This is a genomic window from Paenirhizobium selenitireducens ATCC BAA-1503 (assembly GCF_000518785.1).
GTDB classification, from domain to species: Bacteria; Pseudomonadota; Alphaproteobacteria; order Rhizobiales; family Rhizobiaceae; genus Allorhizobium; species Allorhizobium selenitireducens.
In genome coordinates this window covers 40557-56918 of record NZ_JAEG01000012.1, presented here as the reverse complement: position 1 = coordinate 56918, position 16362 = coordinate 40557, and the positions used below count along the sequence as shown (strand labels likewise).

Below are 16362 nucleotides of genomic sequence, written 5' to 3'. Positions count from 1 at the left end.
AAGTGGAGAATAGACGAGAGGTTTGTGCCGCGAAACCGATACTTATGGATCGTGGTGTCGCCAGCCCGCTATGTTAGGCTGGGTCGCATGCAGCGTATTTTGATGTCACTCGTGCTGGTCCTGATCCCCGTGTTTGCCTTGGCCGCGCTGGACAAGCCGCTCAAGCCGGGTGCGAAAATTGCCTTTCTCGGTATGACCTTCATCGATACCTCGACGGAAGGCGCCTATGACGGCGTGCGACCCGACCAGACTGCCCGGACCCGGCTTCTGGAGGAAACGACACGGCAACGCCTGCGCGACGAAGGTTTCGTCGTTCTCGACAACCAGCCGATCGCCGACGAACTGGCCGGCACCACCAATCCCGCCGACTGCTACGGATGCGAAATTCGCATGGCCGAACGGCTTGGTGCCGACTACGTGCTGGTCGGCGAGGTGCAGAAGGTCTCCAACCTGATCCTGTCGATGAACCTGGTTCTGCGCGACGTGAAGTCCGGCGAGGCACTGCGTGCGCTCGCCGTGGATATCCGTTCGAACACCGATCAGAGCTGGCTGCGCGGTCTTAATTACATCTTCAAGAACCACTTCTTCAAATCGTGAGGAGACCCATGCGACAGCTTCGTAACTTTCTGCTGACATTCTTCCTTCTGGCGCCGGCGATCGCCTTTGCCCATGGCCCGACGCGGCAGAAGCTGAGCCTGGCCGTTGACGTCAAGGCGCCTCCGGCAGAGGTCTGGGCGGTGATCGGCAATTTCCAGGACATGAGCTGGCATCCGGCCGTCTTCTCGTCGACCGGCACGGGCGACAACGCCATCGATGCCACACGCGTGCTGACCCTGGGCAAGGAAGGCGGACCGACGATCGCGGAGCAGCTCTACAAATATGACGCGACGAAGATGAGCTATTCCTACCGTATCACCGAAGTGGACGTGGCCGTCCTGCCGGTCACCAATTATTCGTCCCACCTGACCGTGACGCCGACGGCGAGCGGCGGCTCACACATCGAGTGGCGCGGTGCCTTTTATCGCGGTTATCCGAACAATGAACCGCCGGAAAACCTCAACGACGCGGCCGCCATCGCCGCCGTCACCGGCGTCTACAAGGCTGGCCTCGATGCCCTGGAAGCGAAGTTCGGCAAGTAGCACGTTCCTGCTCTTCTGCCTGGTCGCGGCGCTCGGCGCGCCGCGGTCGGCTATGGCCGACTATGCCTATGTGACGAACCAGTCCTCCAGCGATCTCAGCATCATCGACCTTGAGCGGATGACCGAAGTCCGCCGCATTTCCGTGCCGGGCATGCCGGCGGGCGTCGCCGTCTCGGAAGCGCTTCAAGCGGTCTTCACCGTCAGCCCCGACAGCAAGACGCTTCGCCGTTTCGGTCTTGTATCCGACCTTCCGGAAATCGAACGTCAACTCGACGGTGGTCCGATCGGCGTGGCCGTCGACGAGACGCGCCGCCGGGTCTTCGTCTCCGACTGGTACAATGCCCGCGTGTGGGTCCTGACCGCGGACGATCTGATGCTTACCGCAACGCTCGAGACCGGCAGCGCTCCGGCAGGCCTGGCAATCTCGCCGGACGGCCGCTGGCTGGCAACTGCTGATCGTGATTCCGATCAGGTGTCGATCTTCAATGCCGAAACGCTCGTGCTCGCCCACCGCATTACAGTCGGCGAGCGGCCCTTCGGCGTGACCTTCGCGCCGGATGGCCGGATTTTTTCCGCCGATGTCGGCAGCAATACGGTAACGGCCATCGATCCCGAAAGCGGTGTCATCCTCGGCAAGGCCAAGACGCGCGAGCGGCCTTATGGCCTCGCCTTCGCCGAGGGCCGTGGATTCGTCACCAACCAGTATGACGACACCGTCAGCGTCTTCGACGCCACGACGTATGCGCCCGTCGCCGTGATCGACGTCGGCGGCTATCCCGAAGGCATCGACACGACCGCGGACGGCCTGAAGGTCGCCGTCGCCAACTGGGACACCAACACCCTCTCGGTGATCGACGCACGGACCTTGAAGGTTGTCGGCGAGGTCGCGACTGGCGACGGTCCCAGGGCCTTCGGGCTGTTCCTGGCAGCCAGCGTGCAAAAGGAGTAACCACATGCGTTCGCATTCGCGTCTTCTCGCCGGGGCCGTCGGGCTGGCACTCCTTTCGTCGGGCTCCGCCCGCGCCGAAGACGAATGGTCCAATATCCGGCAGCAGCTGTTCGGCGCACGACCGATCGCCGCCGCAGACGGAATCATTACGCTGGATGCGCCCTATCGCTCCGAAAACGACGCAAGGACAGTCATCGGCGCAACGCTCGCTGCACCGCCGGGCCAGATGATCCGGGAAGTCACGCTGGTGCTCGATCGCAATCCCATGCCGGTCTCCGCGGTGTTGCGGCTGTCCCAGCCCATGGCACGCGTCGCCGTCGAGACGACCCTGCGGGTCAACGGTCCGACGCCTGTTCACGTCGTCGGGGAACTGACCAACGGTCAGTTGCTAGCCGCGGAGGGCTTCGTCAAGACATCGGGTCAAGGCGCCTGTGCGGCGCCGCCCGGCAGCGACCCGGAGGCCGCGCTGGCGACGCTCGGCGATATGGAGATCGAGATCGGCCACGAGCGCGGGACCGGCGATGGCCGTCTGCTGGCCGATCTTGCACGGCTGAGGAACCAGCAGGTTTCGATGAACCTCAAGATCAACCATCCCAGCCATTCCGGCATGCAGATGGACCAGATCAGCCTGCTCTTCATTCCGATGCGTTATGTCGAGACAGTCGGGATCGATCTGGACGGGCGCCCCTTTGCCGAGCTTACCGGCTCGATCTCGCTCAGTGAAAACCCGGAATTCAGGCTTTCGATCCCGGCAGCGGCCCATGTGATCGATGTGACGATGACGGACACAAACGGGACGATCAGCCGCAAGACGCAGAGGCTGACGAGTTACTGATCGGCGCCAGGCTCTGGTTGCAGCTGCACGGTCGGATGGCCGGCCGCGGCCCAGCCTTCGCTGCCCTCCGGATACCAGTAGACCTTGCCATAGCCGAGTTCCAGCGCGCGCTTGGCGGCGTTCCACGACATCCAGCAGTCGGGAAGGCAGAAGAACAGCAGCGGCTTCGTTTGGTCGCCCCCGGTCGCCTTTTCCAGACCGTTGCGGAAATAGGCGAGCGTGAGATCCGCCAGCTTGCCATAGCCGGTATTCGGCAGCCAGATCGCGCGCTCGATCGAGATGCGCGGCTTCTCGTTCCACACCGTGCCCTCGGGCAGGTTGGCCGGCTTGGGCGGCCGTGGCAGCACGTCGATGAAGGCGGCGCCCCCGCTCTCCCAGAGTGCATGCGCTTCGGCGGTCGAAACGACCGTCGCGCCGGCAAGCGTCGCCGGTACCGGAGCACGATATTCGTCTTCCCGGTAGGCTGTCGGCTCCTCGACCGTTTGTCGGATTGTTCCCGCCTGTGGCGCGGCTGTTTCCTCGGCAGCGAGCGCCGTCGGAAGCAACAGAAACATGCTGACAAGAAGCAGCTGCGCACGGGTCATTTTACTGCCTCCAGCGGGGCCGTACCCATGTCGTTCAGCAGTGGCACGCCCGCCTCCATCAGGATCTCGTTGATCTTCGTCTGATTGCGGCGGATGAGCGAGTTGAGCTTGCGCTCCCAGACCTTCTCGCCCTGCCGGACACCCATGGTGATGCGGTAGAAAAGCTTCGGAGGCAGCGGCTCCGAAAGAAGCGGCGTCACCTTGAAATCCGGGTGGCTCTGCTTCACCAGGGGGCCGCCGATCGGTCCCCACAGGATCGCCGCATCGATGACGCCGGCCTTCAGATCGGCCAGCATATCGCCGGCCGGATCCTGGTAACGGCGGTCGACCATCAGGTCATAGCCCTTGGCCTTGGCCAGAAGCCCATGAAGCGCCATGTGTGTTCCCGGCGGACTGCCCGCGACCACCCCGACGCGCTTGTCCTTCAGGGCCGGGTCGCCGATGGCCGTCACGCCGGCGAGCGGGCCGTCCGCGGGCACGATCAAGACGAAGCCCGAGGTGTAGTAGTGATTGGTATTCAGCACCATCTCGTCGCCTTGCGCATAGCCGATGACGACGTCGCAATTATAGGCCTGCAAGGTCTTGCGGATGAAGCCGGTCGCCATCGGGAACCAGGTATATTCCAGCGGCAGCTTGAGCTCGCTCGCCAACAATTCGGCAATCTTGTTTTCGAAACCTGCCCCCGACTTGTCGGACATCGGCAGGTTGGCCGGATCCGCGCAGACCCGGAATGCCGTCTTCGACACCAGGTCTGAGGTCTGGCCCGCCGCCGGGGCTGCACTGCCCAAGATGAGAAGCAGGCCTGCCAGGACGGAAAGGCGGCTAGTTGCCAAGGCAATCGGCTTCCGCTTGACGAATAGCATCGGATTTCGGCTCCTTCTTTCCCGGCCGGCCTCTCGGCAATGCCTCGCTGCCGCGCGCCTTCAGATAGGTATAGATGTCGTCGAGATAACACATCACATTGGCGTTCTGCCCGAACGACGGCATTACCGAGTTCTGCGAGGCATCGACCTTCTTTCGGCCGTTGGTGACAACCTCGACGAAGGCGTAGTAATCCAGGTCGATCGCCGAGGTCTTCAGCGCCGGCGCATAGCTCGACCCTTCGCCTTCCGGCCCGTGACAGACATGGCACTCGGAATGATAGCGGCGGAAGCCGGAATAGGTCATCCAGTCCATCGTCCCGTCCGGAGCGATATTGAAGGTCGGTACACCATCGGCGGTGTAGTAGCGGCCGTTCTCGTTGGTCACGGCAGTGATGTTGTCGGGCTTTGCCGCATCCTGCGCCGTCGCTGCACTGGCAAACAGCGCCAAGGCGGCAAACGAGGTCGGCAGAGCTGATAGTCTTCTGGTCATGTTGCGTCCTTTTGGGCCAGAGAACGAACTGGCGCGGGCTGATGTCACCCGCGCCAGCTTCATTGGCGTTGGGCTGCCGTTAGTTCGGCAGCGAGAACACGGTGAGCGTGCCGCCGAGCGCGGTGTAGTCGCTGAGGGCTGCATAGCCGCCCACGGCGCCGAGACCTTCGTTCGGGTTGGTCAGGCCGGCTGCAAGACCGATACCAGCCCAGCCACCGACACCCGAGAGCACGGCCACATACTGCTTGTCGCCATGGGTATAGGTCATGACGTTGCCGATAATGCCGGACGGGGTCTTGAAGCGATAGAGCTCCTTGCCAGTCTCGGAATCGACGGCCTTCAGGTAGCCTTCGAGCGTGCCGTAGAACACGACATCACCAGCCGTTGCGAGCGCGCCGGACCAGACGGAGAACTTCTCAGGCAGAGACCACTTGATCTTGCCTTCCTTGCCGTCCCAGGCAATGAAGTTGCCCATGCCGCCATGGCTGCCCGGAGCCGGATACATCGACAGCGTTGCCCCGACATAGGGCTGGCCGGCGGTGTAGCTGACACGGAAAGGCTCGTAGTCCATGCAGACGTGGTTGGTCGGAACATAGAACAGCTGGGTCTTCGGCGAATAGGCCGCAGGCTGCTGGTCCTTGGTGCCGAGTGCGGCCGGGCAGACACCGGTCGAGTTCACGTCTTCGCCGTTCTGTTCGGTCGAATACTGCGCGACGACCTGCGGACGACCATACTGGTCGGACTTCGGATCCATCACGACTTCGGTCGCCCAGTTTACGGCGGGGTCGTACTTCTCGGCCACCAGCAGGTCGCCCGAAACGCGGTCCAGCGTATAGCCGAAGCCGTTACGGTCGAAGTGGGTCAGCAGTTTGCGTGCCTTGCCGTCGATCTCCTGTTCGGTCAGGATCATCTCGTTGATGCCGTCATAGTCCCATTCGTCGTGCGGGGTCATCTGGTAGACCCATTTGGCCACGCCGGTATCGGCGTCACGAGCGAAGATGGTCATCGACCAACGGTTGTCGCCCGGGCGCTGTGACGGATTCCAGGTCGAAGGGTTGCCGGAACCGTAGTAGATCAGGTTCTCTTCCGCATCATAGGAATACCAGCCCCAGGTCGTGCCGCCGCCGATCTTCCACTGATCGCCTTCCCAGGTGTTCAGGCCGGAATCGGCACCGACCGGCTTGCCGAGGTGGGTGGTCTTCTCGGGATCGATCAGCGTGTCGCTGTCGGGACCCATCGAATAGCCGCGCCACAGAAGCTTGCCATCGGCGATGGAATAGGCCGTGACCGAACCACGCACGCCGAATTCGCCGCCCGAAATGCCGACGATGAGCTTGTCCTTGACCGGCAGAACGGTCGCCGTGTTGGTTTCGCCCTTCTTCGGATCGCCGTTCTTGACGCTCCAGACCACTTTGCCGGTCTTCGCGTCGAGCGCGACGACCGTGGTATCGGCCTGGTGCAGGAAGATCTTGCCGTCGGCGTAGGCTACACCGCGGTTGACGGTGTCACAGCACATGACCGGAATGACGTCCGCGTCCTGCTTCGGCTCGTACTTCCAGACGATCTGGCCTTCCTTGCTGAGATCGAGCGCGAACACGGTGTTCGGGAACGGCGCATGGACATACATCATGTCGCCGATGACCAGCGGCGAGCCTTCGTGACCACGCAGGACGCCGGTCGAGAAGGTCCATGCGACCTGCATCTTGCCGACATTGTCCTTGTTGATCTGGTCGAGCTTGGAATAACGCTGGTTGGCGTAGTCGCCCGTCTGGATGGCCCATTGGTTGGGGTCATCGATGATTTTCTGCAATTCCGGATTGGCGAAGGCGACCTGTGAGCCGCCTATGGTCAACACGGCAAGCAATGTGAGAAGTCGTTTCATTGTATCCTCCCGTTGAGTGATGCCGATCAGGGTCATCCACCCTCTTCGCCCCGGGAAAACCTCGCGGTCTCCTCCTTCCCGGCATCGGCTTTGCGAAAATCCCCCGAGACCTTGCACCTCGGATGTCCGAGGCTTCGATCTCATCATCCTGCTGGTCTCGTCCCTCCTGTCGTTAAAGGTGCGCGGCGACTTACACTATGAAGCCGCGAACCCACCTGTCGCCTTCTGGTGCGACACATCGGCACCGGTTGATGCCGGTGCCATGCGCAGTCTTGTCACGCGGCGTTGAGCCGCTCGGCGTGCCAGCGCACGTGGTCCTCGCCGAAACTCGCAACAAAATAGTAGCTGTGATCATAACCCGCCTGCATGCGCAGGACGCCCGGCTGGCGCCGCTCTGCGATCAGGCTGGCCATGGCCTCCGGACGCAGCTGTTCGAGGAACTGGTCCGTCGCGCCCTGGTCGATCAGGATCTCGCCGGCCCAGCCCCGTTCGGCGAGCAGCAGGCAGGCGTCGTACTCCACCCAGTGCGCCTCGTCGTCGCCGAGATAGGCGGAGAACTGCTTGCGCCCCCAATCCGATCGGGTCGGATTGACGATCGGAGCAAAGGCGGACACCGAACGAAACTGCGCCGGGTTCCGAAAGGCGATCGTCAGGGCGCCGTGCCCCCCCATCGAATGGCCGGTGATACCGTGCACCCCGTTGAGCGGCTGCTCCGCCATGAGCAATTCGGGCAGTTCCGAAACAATGTAGTCGTACATGCGAAAATGCCGGGACCACGGCTTCTGCGTGGCATTGACGTAGAAGCCCGCGCCTTGACCGAGGTCATAGGCCTGATCGTCGGCCACGCCCTCGCCCCGCGGCGAGGTGTCCGGAAAGACCAGCGCCAAGCCATGTTCCGCCGCGTGGCGCTGCAGCCCCGCCTTGGTCATGGCATTCTCATGCGTGCAGGTCAGCCCGGACAGGTACCAGAGCAACGGCACCGGCCGGTTCCCGGCCTGCGGCGGCAGGAAGAGGCCAAAGGTCATCTCGCCCCCGCAAACCTCGGAGCGGTGCCGGTAGACCGACTGTGTGCCGCCGAAGCACCGGTTTTGCGATAGGAGTTCCATGGTCCCGCTCAATAGATCACCACGCCGCGGATGCTTTCGCCCTTGTGCATCATGTCGAAACCCTTGTTGATGTCGTCGAGCGGCATGGTGTGGGTGATCATCGGGTCGATGAGGATCTTGCCCTGCATGTACCAGTCGACGATCTTCGGCACGTCGGTGCGGCCGCGCGCGCCGCCGAACGCGGTGCCCATCCAGTTGCGGCCGGTGACCAGCTGGAACGGCCGCGTCGAGATCTCCTGGCCGGCGCCGGCCACCCCGATGATGATCGACTTGCCCCAGCCGCGATGCGAGGCCTCCAGCGCCTGGCGCATGACCTTGGTATTGCCGGTGCAGTCGAAGGTGTAGTCCGCCCCGCCGATCAGGTCGCCATTGCGCTTGGTCAGGTTGACCAGATAGGGCACGATGTCGTCGCCGACTTCCTTCGGATTGACGAAATGCGTCATGCCGAACTTTTCGCCCCAGGCCTTGCGGTCATTGTTGATGTCGACGCCGATGATCATGTCGGCGCCGGCCAGGCGCAGGCCCTGCAGCACGTTCAGCCCGATGCCGCCGAGCCCGAAGACGATGGCCGTTGCGCCGATCTCCACCTTGGCGGTGTTGATCACGGCGCCGATTCCGGTCGTCACGCCGCAGCCGATATAGCAGATCTTGTCGAAGGGGGCGTCCGGGTTGACCTTGGCCACCGCAATCTCCGGCAGCACGGTGAAGTTGGAAAAGGTCGAGCAGCCCATATAGTGGTGGATCTTGTCCTTGCCGATCGAAAACCGCGAGGTTCCGTCCGGCATCAGGCCCTGGCCCTGGGTGGAGCGGATGGCGGTGCACAGGTTCGTCTTGCGGCTGAGGCAGGAATAGCACTCGCGGCATTCGGGCGTGTAGAGCGGAATGACATGGTCGCCCTTCTTCACCGAGGTGACGCCCGGCCCGACATCGACGACGATGCCGGCACCTTCATGGCCGAGAATGGCCGGAAACAGGCCTTCCGGATCGGCACCCGAGAGGGTGAAGTCGTCGGTATGGCAGATGCCAGTCGCCTTGACCTCGATCAGCACCTCGCCGGCCCGCGGGCCTTCGAGCTCGACTTCAGTGACGACAAGGGGTTTTCCGGCCTGAACAGCCAGAGCAGCGCGTGTGCGCATGGAATGCCTCCCGGTATCTGCGTTATGAATGCCGGCCTTTTGCGACCTTGGGGTGAGAGTACAGACCAGCCAAGCGCACTGACAATTGCGACCTTAGTGTGTAAATCAGCACCTTTGGCATCTCCCTTCGTTTGCCTATAGTGACACAAGGTCGAGGAGGGACTTCATGATGAAAGCCGTGAACCTGGTGCTTCTGTTGGCGCTCGTTCCGGGGCAGGGTGTCGCCGCGGACTTTTCCGACCCCGACTGGCCCTGCATCCAGCGCAAGGTGGAGAACCTCTCGGCGGGACTGATGTGGCCGCATCCCGTCACGAAGAGGGACCTGCCACCCGAAGCCGAAGAACTCGCCGCCGTGCTGGCGCTGCGCCGCGTCAGCCTGGAGGAGGCTGAAACCCAGGTGCGCGATTTCGTCGCCAAGCATCCGTCCGACGAACAGGCGCTCGGTGCTGTCTTCCTGAGTGTTTTCGACAGGCTGTCGGAAAACCGCAAGCGCCTGATGTCAGGCATTGCCCGCTATTCGCAAAGCCAGATCGCCCTCTCGGCCAAGATCGACGCCGATCGCATAGAGATGGCCAAGCTCAGTGCGGAGAAAGCGCCGGATTTCGACCGGATCGACAAGCTCGAGGAAGAAATGGACTGGAACGAGCGCATCTATCTCGACCGCTCGCGGGCGCTCACCTATGTCTGCGAGACGCCGGTGTTGATCGAGAAGCGCGCCTACGCGATCGCGCAGGTCCTACTCAAGCATCTGCCGAAGTAAGATTAGCCGCTATTCCCATTCGAGCTCGGTATAGGCGACGGTGGCGTTGCGCGGATTGTGCAGGTCGAACAACTGCCAGTGACCCGCCTCGCTGCGGCCGATCGTCCTGATCGCCGCGCTGAGCGTCAGTCCCGACTCCAGCGCGGCGCGCGTATCCGCCTCCAGCACGCCGAGATAGCGCGATTGAGGCGCCGCCGCTTGCGGCCAGGCCAGAATGGGGCCTCCGTGGCCGGGAACAACCTTGTCCGCCGGCATCAGCATCATGTCACCGAGCACCGCCCGCCAACCCTTCAGCGAACCGTCGAGTGCCGGGGCATATTCGTCGAACAGCAGATCACCGGCAATGAGCACCCGAGACGTGCGGTCGAGCACCGTCAGGTCAGTCGCTGTGTGCGCCGTCGGCCAGGAGCGAAGCTCGAGAACGCGCCCGCCAAGGTCGATGGTCTCCAAAGGTGCCGCATTGCGATCCGGGGCAATGATCCGGCTGCCGAGAAACGCCTGCGCCCCGATCAGCCGGCCGAAGCTGGTCTCGTAGCTGCCGGCCCGATCGGCCAGCGCCCGCGGCAGGTTCTGCTGCCCGACAACCACGGCGCCTGCCTCGCGCAACGCCTCGGCGCCGAACACGTGATCCGGATGCATATGGGTCAGGATCAGGTGCGAGATCGGCAGGTCGCTGTGTTCGCGAATGGCGAGATAGACCTGTTCACCAACCTGACGTGACCCGCCGGAATCGATGACCGCGATGCTGTCCGCTCCGACGATGAAGGCGATGTTGGCGACATCGCCGACATTCGACGCGTCCGGCTCGGCGATCGCGCCGCGATGGAGGAACAGACCGGGCATCGCCTCGGAAAAGGTGAGACGCGATCTCGGTCTCATCGCGCAGAATGGCTTGTCCGCACCGCCCTTTGCCAGCCATGCCGGCGGACTGGCACGCACGTGCGTCTCGCAATCCGCCTGGCTCGGTGCGGCGTGGCCCGGCACAAGCGCGGTGCGGCAAGCCTGTTGCGAAACGGCCGCCCCTTGCGGATCGGCGGATGCAAGCAGGCAGATGGTCACGAATGCCTCAAACACACCTCACCTCCGCCTCGAATATCTGGTCGCGACCAGCCTGGGACCGGGTCGGTCCCCCCGCAACACATCCGAAAGGCTCGGTTCTGCGCACCGGCGGGCTGGAGTATGATGCATTTCCACACGGCTCCACGCCGCGTCTGGTCCTTGAAGCGGGGACTTACCGTCATGAGACAGGTACTGGCAGGATTGTCCTTCTTGCTCGCCGCTGGCCTCGCCGGCGCAGAGGAGCCTTTGCCCGACAATCCACTGGTCGATGGACCGACATGGAACACGATCAAGGACGCCATTGCCGGCGATGCGGTTCTGCGCGATGCGGCGCCGCTGCTGGCCCTCGTCGCGCCCTATCGCGCCGACGACGCGGCGACCGTACCGGTGACGATCGAGCAGACCGATCCGACCGCCGGCCCGATCAATGCCATCAAGCTGGTGATCGACGAGAACCCGGCCCCCGTGGCCGCAGAAATCCGTTTCGGTGCGGCCATGATGCCGCTGAAGTTCGAGACGCGCGTCCGGGTCAACCAGTATTCCAATATCCGCGTCATCGCCGACACCCCGAACGGCAGCTACATGACGGGGCGCTTCGTCAAGGCGTCCGGCGGTTGCTCCGCGCCGGCCACCAAGGACTCGGCGGCGGCGCTGACCGGCATAGGCGAGATGCGGCTGAAGCTCTTCGACCTTCCTATCCCCGATCAGACCTCGCGGCGCGAGGCGCAGATCATGATCCGCCATCCCAATTATTCCGGGTTGCAGCGCGATCAGGTCACTCAGCTCTTCATCGGCGCGCATTTCATCAACGAGCTTGAGGTCCGCCAGGGCGACGACCTGCTGTTCTCGCTCGAAGGCGGGATCTCGATCAGCGAGAATCCGGTCTTCCGCTTCACCTACATCGACAATGGTTCGCCCGACTTCACTGTCCATGCCGTCGACACAGAAGGCAATGCCTTCGACCGGGTTCTGCCGAAGCGGCCACCCGCATGAAGTCCTGAAGCAATATCCTTAGAAGCAGAGCATCTCGGCTTCCGCCTGGGCGCGACGGAGTTCGGCGACCATGGTCTGCGACACGACCGCCGTCTTATACATCGCCAGCTGTTCGCCGCTCCCCTGCTGCAGGGCGAGCACTGTTTCAGCCTCGACATATTTCTCGTAGGGCAGGATCGACGCGATGGTGTCGATGGAACAGGCGCATTTGCGCAGAACCTCGCGGTTCTGGCCATTGGTCGCCATGCAGCCGAAAACATAGTCGGTGCGGGCCTCCGTCGGATAGTCGTTCAACCGCTCGGAAACGCCCTGCCCGCCGGCCGGCGCGGCCGACAGCATCGCCGCGAGGCAGAACGCAACCCGCCTCATGGCTTACCCTCCCCGCCGTCCGACAGGGTGATGGCTGCGGTATAGCCGATGTCGGCTTCGCCCGTTCCTTCCGGCACGGTTGCCTGCAACGAATAATACCAGCCGGGTATGTCCTTGGAGACGGTTATGGCAAGCGCCGTTTCGGCAAAACGTCCCATCTGGGCGCGCGCCTTGTCCTCGGCGAACGGCCGGATCGTCACCTGGCTCGCGGAAATGTCGCGCTTACCGAAGTGTAGCGACACCGGCACGATCTCGGCTTCTTTCAGCAAGGCTTCCTTGACCCGGTTGCGCATGTAGAACGGGCTTCCACCCGACTGCTTGGCGATGTCGGCAAGCGCGCTCTCGAGGAAATACATGATCAGCGGATTGCCGACCGAGGCCGGGAAGGTGCCGATGAACCGCATTTGTGGCCCGCGATGCAGGATCAGTGCGACATTGTCGTCCGAGGTCAGTTGCAGGCCGATCGTGTCGTTGTCGGGCGACTCGCCTTTCTTCAGGGGAGAGACGACCCGCTCATAAACCAGCGTGTCGGTCCCCTTCGCGCCCTCGGGCGGTGGCGGCGAAGCCTCAAGGCCTGAGAGTGCGCCCTTGCGGAACAGCAGATCGTAGGTTTCCGCGGCCGACAACGGCGCGGCCGTCATGCCGAGAAAAACCAGAAGAAGCAGAAAGACGCGCATGGCAAACCTCCCTTTTTCTGTTGAGCCTAGTGTCGCCGGCGCGCTAGTCACCGCAGACATTGGTCGGTATTGGCTTATGCCGCCCGCCCACGGGTCTGCCAGTCGATGAGGGCCCTCAACCGCACCAGTTGCACCGGCTTGTTCAGCACGGAGAATGACATTTCCTGGCCAAGCTGGAACAGTTCGCGCTGACGATTGGCCGAGATGATGACCGCCGGTATCTGCTCGCCCGCCAGGGTCCTCAACGTCCGGATCGTGTCTATTCCCGTATCCTCGTCGTCCAGCTGGTAATCCGCGAGCAGGATGTCCGGTGGCGTGCCGATCTCCTGCATCAGCGCCACGGCTTCCGCCGTCGATCCCGCGGCCAGAACGCTCGCCCCCCAGTTTTCCAGCTTGCGCGTCATCGCATGGAGTTCGTCGGCATCGTTCTCGACGATCATCACGATGAGGTCGAGGCTGCCCTCGGGCATCGCCTCGACCATGGCGCTCTCGCCGCTGCCGACATAGCCGGGCGCGGCAAGGGGCACCTCGATCGAAAACATCGAACCGTGGCCCAGCCGCGATTCGAGCCGGACAGGGTGATCGAGATGCCGGCACGCACGCTCGACGATCGACAGGCCCAGGCCCATGCCGGTGCCCTTGCCGCCGCCTCCGCGGGTGAACTCCTTGAAGACGCGCGCCTTGTCCTTCTCCGAAATACCGATTCCTGTGTCCCAGACCTCGATGCTCAGGCGGTTGCCGGCCACCCGGCAACCCACCAGCACGCGGCCCCGCTCGGTGTACTGGATCGCATTGACCACCAGATTCTGCACGCAACGCATCAGATAGCGCTGGTCGCTGGTCACCCATCGGCCCGACGGCACGATGGTCAGTGTTATGCCCTTCTCCGCGGCCAGCGGCGCCAGATCTTCCGCCAATCCCTGCAGCATGCTGCCCAGGCTGAAGGACGTGATGTTGAACTCGGCGCCCGAGCTGTCGAGGCGCGAGATGTCGAGAAGGGCCTGCAGCAAGGTTTCGATCGAGTTGAAGGATCGGTTGAGGCGGCTCACCACCTCCTTGGCTTCGGACTGTTCGACGGTTTCGGTGAGGGTGGACAGATAGAGCTTCGCCGCATTGATCGGCTGCAGCAGGTCATGGCTGGCGGCGGCGAGAAAACGCGTCTTGGAGACATGCGCCGCCTCGGCCGCTTCCTTGGCCAGTCGGAGTGCGCCCTCGATCTTCGTCTGCTCGTTCGCGTGGACCTGCAGCAGGCGGTTGGCTTCGGTAAGCTCGGCGGTACGTTCCTGCACGCGCCGCTCGAGCAGGGCCGCCGCTTCCGTTTCGGCGGTAACGTCCATGATCGAGACGATGAAGCCGTCATCCGGAAGCGAATGAAGCCGCATGTCGAGGCTCATGCCGTCGCGGCGGCGGAAGCGCCGCTGCACGGTCTCTCCGCGCCGGAGCGCCTTGAACCAGCCGGCGACTTCCGGTCCCTGCGACCGCCGGTCGATGATCTCGTGGCGCTCGATATGCTCGATGATCCGCTGGAATCGCGTTCCCTTCTTCAGCAAAGGCAGCGGTATGCCGAGCAGTTCCCCGAACCGTTCGTTGCGCACCAGGAGCTCCCCGCTGGACGAGAACGTGCAGACACCGAGCGACATGTGATCGAAGGCGGCCTGCAGCAGATGCGCCTGCTGGTCGATCAGCCGGTTTTTCTCGCGCCGGTTTTCTCGCACCAGATCGGTGATCTCGGTCTGCAGGACAGCCATGTTGTCCGAACTGGTCTGGCGATAGGAGATCTGGAACCAGCGATCATTGCGCAGCGCCATGACGAAGGACGAAAAGCGCTGCCCCGCAGGTCCTTGCGCCGTGGCCGTAACCCCGCTCCTGGCATTGGCGCCTTCTCCCTCCTCGCGCGACAGGTAGCGGCTCGAATTGACAGCCGCGAGATAGTCGTCGAACGCGAGCCCCGGCTTGATCAGTTCCTCGACATCCGGCAGCAGATGGCGGAACTGGCTGTTGCAGACCTGCAGCCTGTCCTCGGAAAACAGCGCGAAGCCGCCTTCCATCGCCACCATGGCATCGGCGAGGTTTCGTTGGATTCGCTCCTGCGCCTGATAGGCGATCTCCAGTTCGCTCGACGCGCGGCCGAGCGTGTCGAGCGCCTTTTCCAGGTCCTTGGTCTTCTCCCAGACCTCCGTCTGCAGCGCGATGGCCGACTGGAACAGCGAATAGGCGGTGCCGCCCACCTCGTGGCCGCGCTCTGCGCGGTTGATCAGCGCCTCGATGATCTTCGCCTGCTTGGCGATCTGGATTTCATACGGGTCGCTCGGATCGATCACAGCGGCGCGCTCCCCCTGGGTCGAAAGAAGGCGACGCCGACGAAGGTCTGGTTCACGTGCACGCCGAGATGCTGTTCGCCATAGGTGCTGAAGCCGACGACGCGGCGTTCACGGAACCTGTCCGAGGCCTCGGCCTCGAGCCCTTTCCTGTCGATCTCGAGCTTGCGCAGATAGCAGTCGAAACCGAGGATGAAATCCGGCGCCTCTCCCTGCTTGTCGGTGACGGTCAGGCCGCTGTCGAGCGTGCGAATGATCTCCTTGCCCCGACCGAGCGTCAACAGCAGCCCGTCATCGATCGCCGACAGAAAGGTCAGGCCGTGCTCGCCATGGATCTGCTGGATCGCCCGCACGTGGTAGATATTGCCGTTGCGCACGAGAACCGGGTTCTCCGCAAAGATCGTCGGGGACAGCGCGTCGACCGGCACCCCCACGAGACGGGCGTATTCCTCGGCCGCCGGCGATCCGTTGATCTCCAGCACCAGCCGCTCCTCCGGCACCGCCTTGGTGACGACCATGCGGCTCTCGGTCGGCTGGAAATGGTCGAAACCGAGGCCACAAAAGGCAAGGTCGGTCTCCAGCAGCAGAAGCAGCGCGGCATTGCTGTGGAACTCGCCATTGCGCAGCACCTGGGTCCGCTCGAATCGCAGACCGTCGCCGGCCGATCCGCCGAAGACCGGGATGTCCTTCATCCCGGCTTCCAGCGCCGCGACGAGGATGTCCTCCTGTTTGGAGAGCCCGTCAGCGAAGATCAGGGCCAGACGCTTGCGACCGGGCGTGGCGCGGAATTGCTCTGCCAGGCGCTCGGTTTGCTGCACCACCTCGGCGATCGACACCGGAGAGATCGGGGTGAAGAGCGTCGAGGCCACACGAAAATGGCCCCGCTCGAAGGCAAGGGCCACCAATGCGTCGTCCTCATAGCCGCGCGGGGTGATCTGTCCCGCCGTCGTGCAGCCGAACACGACGGCGTCCGGCAATGTCGCCGGCAATGCCGCAGCGATGCCTTCGGGCGACAGGCGGTTCGGAACGAAGAGCAGGATGAAGCTCGGTCGGGCATGGTCAAGCTGGCGGCGAATGTCGGCAAGCGCCGCCGCCGGCTCGTCGGCATGAGACACGGCGATCCGCACCGCCTTCGCGGGGCTGCGTTCGAGATCCTCCAGAGCCTTCACCGCGCCGCCGTCCTCCTGTGAAAGGCCCGCCAC

At 63.4% G+C, this 16362-nt stretch carries 17 protein-coding genes; 6 read left to right on the top strand and 11 right to left on the bottom strand.

Going from position 1 to position 16362, the window contains the following annotated elements; translation table 11 throughout:
* Positions 1–87: 87 nt before the first annotated feature.
* Genes L867_RS0116885 through L867_RS0116870 form a run of 4 tightly spaced genes read left to right on the top strand, consistent with a single transcriptional unit; the run spans position 88 to position 2923 of the window.
* The gene (locus tag L867_RS0116885) at positions 88–597 is read left to right on the top strand and encodes a DUF3280 domain-containing protein (RefSeq protein WP_028737975.1); all 510 of its coding nucleotides are present in this window, start codon (positions 88–90) and stop codon (positions 595–597) included.
* 8 nt (positions 598–605) lie between these two features.
* Entirely contained in the window at positions 606–1139 is a 534-nt protein-coding gene (locus L867_RS0116880; RefSeq protein ID WP_028737974.1) for an SRPBCC family protein, read from the top strand.
* A complete protein-coding gene (locus L867_RS0116875; protein WP_037173681.1) occupies positions 1111–2088 on the top strand; it encodes a beta-propeller fold lactonase family protein in 978 nt (325 codons plus the stop codon). Before L867_RS0116880 ends, L867_RS0116875 begins: the two co-directional genes overlap by 29 nt.
* A gap of 4 nt (positions 2089–2092) precedes the next feature.
* Entirely contained in the window at positions 2093–2923 is an 831-nt protein-coding gene (locus L867_RS0116870) for a quinoprotein dehydrogenase-associated SoxYZ-like carrier (RefSeq protein ID WP_051439045.1), read from the top strand.
* On the opposite strand, the gene L867_RS0116865 is transcribed toward L867_RS0116870, so the two are convergent.
* The 6 genes from L867_RS0116865 to L867_RS0116840 all read right to left on the bottom strand — a co-directional run bounded on the left by L867_RS0116865 (position 2917) and on the right by L867_RS0116840 (position 8984).
* The gene (locus L867_RS0116865; protein WP_028737971.1) at positions 2917–3507 is read right to left on the bottom strand and encodes a PQQ-dependent catabolism-associated CXXCW motif protein; all 591 of its coding nucleotides are present in this window, start codon (positions 3505–3507) and stop codon (positions 2917–2919) included. The two genes, L867_RS0116870 and L867_RS0116865, sit on opposite strands and share 7 nt — an antisense overlap.
* A complete protein-coding gene (locus L867_RS0116860; RefSeq protein ID WP_028737970.1) occupies positions 3504–4370 on the bottom strand; it encodes a substrate-binding domain-containing protein in 867 nt (288 codons plus the stop codon). Before L867_RS0116860 ends, L867_RS0116865 begins: the two co-directional genes overlap by 4 nt.
* Positions 4330–4860, bottom strand: a complete 531-nt coding sequence (locus L867_RS0116855) for a c-type cytochrome, methanol metabolism-related (RefSeq protein WP_028737969.1) — start codon at positions 4858–4860, stop codon at positions 4330–4332. The genes L867_RS0116860 and L867_RS0116855 overlap by 41 nt, the downstream gene beginning before the upstream one ends.
* A gap of 79 nt (positions 4861–4939) precedes the next feature.
* Positions 4940–6742 (bottom strand): lanthanide-dependent methanol dehydrogenase XoxF5, encoded by a 1803-nt coding sequence (xoxF5, locus tag L867_RS0116850; RefSeq protein WP_028737968.1) that lies wholly within the window; start codon positions 6740–6742, stop codon positions 4940–4942.
* A gap of 275 nt (positions 6743–7017) precedes the next feature.
* A complete protein-coding gene (fghA, locus tag L867_RS0116845) occupies positions 7018–7848 on the bottom strand; it encodes an S-formylglutathione hydrolase (protein WP_028737967.1) in 831 nt (276 codons plus the stop codon).
* 8 nt (positions 7849–7856) lie between these two features.
* Positions 7857–8984: an S-(hydroxymethyl)glutathione dehydrogenase/class III alcohol dehydrogenase gene (locus tag L867_RS0116840; protein ID WP_028737966.1), complete on the bottom strand. Its 1128-nt coding sequence runs from the start codon at positions 8982–8984 to the stop codon at positions 7857–7859.
* Between the two features lie 169 nt (positions 8985–9153).
* On the opposite strand from L867_RS0116840, the gene L867_RS0116835 reads away from it, so the two are divergent.
* Positions 9154–9744, top strand: coding sequence for a hypothetical protein (locus tag L867_RS0116835; protein WP_028737965.1), 591 nt, complete (start codon positions 9154–9156; stop codon positions 9742–9744).
* A 9-nt stretch (positions 9745–9753) separates the two neighbouring features.
* On the opposite strand, the gene L867_RS0116830 is transcribed toward L867_RS0116835, so the two are convergent.
* On the bottom strand, positions 9754–10818 hold the full coding sequence (locus L867_RS0116830) for a quinoprotein relay system zinc metallohydrolase 2 (RefSeq protein WP_028737964.1): 1065 nt from the start codon (positions 10816–10818) through the stop codon (positions 9754–9756).
* A 165-nt stretch (positions 10819–10983) separates the two neighbouring features.
* Between L867_RS0116830 and L867_RS0116825 the strand changes: the two genes are divergently transcribed.
* Positions 10984–11796: a quinoprotein dehydrogenase-associated SoxYZ-like carrier gene (locus L867_RS0116825; RefSeq protein WP_028737963.1), complete on the top strand. Its 813-nt coding sequence runs from the start codon at positions 10984–10986 to the stop codon at positions 11794–11796.
* Positions 11797–11814: 18 nt separating this feature from the next.
* Here L867_RS0116825 and L867_RS0116820 read toward each other — a convergent pair whose 3' ends face one another.
* The 4 genes from L867_RS0116820 to L867_RS0116805 form a co-directional block, all read right to left on the bottom strand.
* Positions 11815–12165, bottom strand: coding sequence for a hypothetical protein (locus L867_RS0116820; RefSeq protein ID WP_028737962.1), 351 nt, complete (start codon positions 12163–12165; stop codon positions 11815–11817).
* Positions 12162–12842: a hypothetical protein gene (locus L867_RS0116815; protein ID WP_028737961.1), complete on the bottom strand. Its 681-nt coding sequence runs from the start codon at positions 12840–12842 to the stop codon at positions 12162–12164. Before L867_RS0116815 ends, L867_RS0116820 begins: the two co-directional genes overlap by 4 nt.
* A gap of 74 nt (positions 12843–12916) precedes the next feature.
* Positions 12917–15163 (bottom strand): hybrid sensor histidine kinase/response regulator, encoded by a 2247-nt coding sequence (locus L867_RS0116810; RefSeq protein ID WP_028737960.1) that lies wholly within the window; start codon positions 15161–15163, stop codon positions 12917–12919.
* A complete protein-coding gene (locus L867_RS0116805; protein ID WP_028737959.1) occupies positions 15160–16329 on the bottom strand; it encodes an FIST N-terminal domain-containing protein in 1170 nt (389 codons plus the stop codon). The genes L867_RS0116810 and L867_RS0116805 overlap by 4 nt, the downstream gene beginning before the upstream one ends.
* Positions 16330–16362 lie beyond the last annotated feature (33 nt).

Excerpts from the sequence above, each read along its gene's own strand:
- L867_RS0116885 (WP_028737975.1), top strand. The coding sequence starts at position 88 with ATGCAGCGTATTTTGATGTCACTCGTGCTGGTCCTGATCCCCGTGTTT.
- L867_RS0116880 (WP_028737974.1), top strand. The coding sequence starts at position 606 with ATGCGACAGCTTCGTAACTTTCTGCTGACATTCTTCCTTCTGGCGCCG.
- L867_RS0116875 (WP_037173681.1), top strand. The coding sequence starts at position 1,111 with ATGCCCTGGAAGCGAAGTTCGGCAAGTAGCACGTTCCTGCTCTTCTGC.
- L867_RS0116870 (WP_051439045.1), top strand. The coding sequence starts at position 2,093 with ATGCGTTCGCATTCGCGTCTTCTCGCCGGGGCCGTCGGGCTGGCACTC.
- L867_RS0116865 (WP_028737971.1), bottom strand. The coding sequence starts at position 3,507 with ATGACCCGTGCGCAGCTGCTTCTTGTCAGCATGTTTCTGTTGCTTCCG.
- L867_RS0116860 (WP_028737970.1), bottom strand. The coding sequence starts at position 4,370 with ATGCTATTCGTCAAGCGGAAGCCGATTGCCTTGGCAACTAGCCGCCTT.
- L867_RS0116855 (WP_028737969.1), bottom strand. The coding sequence starts at position 4,860 with ATGACCAGAAGACTATCAGCTCTGCCGACCTCGTTTGCCGCCTTGGCG.
- xoxF5 (WP_028737968.1), bottom strand. The coding sequence starts at position 6,742 with ATGAAACGACTTCTCACATTGCTTGCCGTGTTGACCATAGGCGGCTCA.
- fghA (WP_028737967.1), bottom strand. The coding sequence starts at position 7,848 with ATGGAACTCCTATCGCAAAACCGGTGCTTCGGCGGCACACAGTCGGTC.
- L867_RS0116840 (WP_028737966.1), bottom strand. The coding sequence starts at position 8,984 with ATGCGCACACGCGCTGCTCTGGCTGTTCAGGCCGGAAAACCCCTTGTC.
- L867_RS0116835 (WP_028737965.1), top strand. The coding sequence starts at position 9,154 with ATGAAAGCCGTGAACCTGGTGCTTCTGTTGGCGCTCGTTCCGGGGCAG.
- L867_RS0116825 (WP_028737963.1), top strand. The coding sequence starts at position 10,984 with ATGAGACAGGTACTGGCAGGATTGTCCTTCTTGCTCGCCGCTGGCCTC.
- L867_RS0116820 (WP_028737962.1), bottom strand. The coding sequence starts at position 12,165 with ATGAGGCGGGTTGCGTTCTGCCTCGCGGCGATGCTGTCGGCCGCGCCG.
- L867_RS0116815 (WP_028737961.1), bottom strand. The coding sequence starts at position 12,842 with ATGCGCGTCTTTCTGCTTCTTCTGGTTTTTCTCGGCATGACGGCCGCG.